This is a genomic window from Bowmanella yangjiangensis (assembly GCF_017255015.1).
GTDB lineage: Bacteria > Pseudomonadota > Gammaproteobacteria > Enterobacterales > Alteromonadaceae > Bowmanella > Bowmanella yangjiangensis.
The window spans coordinates 1-1,190 of sequence record NZ_JAFKCS010000170.1; the positions used below are offsets into that span (position 1 = coordinate 1).

A 1,190-nucleotide genomic window follows, 5' to 3' on the forward strand; every position below is an offset into this window, starting at 1 on the left:
TAACGCCAACGACGGTATTTCGCTGCTGCAGGTCGCAGAGGGCGCGCTACAAAGCGTGACCGACGCCCTGCAGCGCATCCGTTCGCTCGGCCTGCAGGCAATGAATGGTTCCAACGGCGCCAGCGAGCGCCAGGCACTCGACCAGGAAGCGCAGCAACTGCTGCAGGAGATCGACCGGGTCAACGAGACCACCACCTTCGCCGGCCGCAAGGTCTTCGCCCAGGGCCAGTCCTCTGCCCTCGGCGACCTGGACCAGCGCGCCGTGCTCAACTCGCTCAAGGGCTTCTGGATCAGCGAAGGAGAACAGCGCGTCTTCGACGCCTTCGGTCTGCGCGCCGACGGCGCCGAGCTGAAAATCACCTTCAGCAACGACAGCAGCAGCCAGGCTCTGGCGTCGGTCTCCTCCAGCGGCGCGGATGGCAACGGTCGCGTGCTCAATCAGGTGCTCAACGTCAACCTCGCGTACTTCGACGCCAGCTCGCTACCCGACGGCGGCAGTTACCCGCAGTACACCGACCGCGTGATTGCCCACGAGATGACCCATGCGGTGATGGGCCGCACCATGAACTTCGCCGCCGGCCTGCCCGCCTGGTTCATCGAGGGTGCCGCAGAAGCCGTACAGGGTGCGGACGAGCGCCTGGCCGCCGACACCGCCGGCGGTACCAATACCACGGCGATCGTCAGCGCCTTCAATGCCGACGACGTCAGCGGCTCCGCAGGCTACTCCGGCGGCTATGCGGCGGTGCGCTACATGCATGCCAGCATCAAGGCCGAGGGTGGCAAGGGCATCAAGGACATCATGGGCTACCTGAACAGCAATCCCGGTTCCACGCTGGACCAGGCGCTGAGCAATGCCAGCCATGGCGCGTTCACCGGACTCGCAGACTTCCAGAGCCAGTTCAGCAGCGACGCGGCTGCCTACGTGGCGGGCCTCGACCTGAGCAACGCCGACACCGGCGCCATCGGCGGCCTGGACGCGGACGGCGGGCCGACGCTGACGGCCGAGAACGTGCTGCTCAATCAGGGTACCGGGGTCCCCGGCTCGCAGGGGTTCCGCCTCGTCGAACCGACCCTGTTCAACGACACGGCGGTCGGCGGCAGCGCCCTGACGCAGTTCCAGGTCGGCGCCGAGGCCTACGAAACCATTCAGATCGGCCTGGGCGCGTTCAATGTCGACACCCTGGCGCTCG

Annotated in this window: 1 protein-coding gene; it reads left to right on the plus strand. The window is 66.9% G+C overall.

The genetic code is table 11. From position 1 onward, the window contains the following. Window positions 1–1,190, plus strand: a 1,190-nt coding sequence (locus tag J0A65_RS23010) for a flagellinolysin (protein ID WP_206596629.1), incomplete at both ends; no start/stop codon positions are given.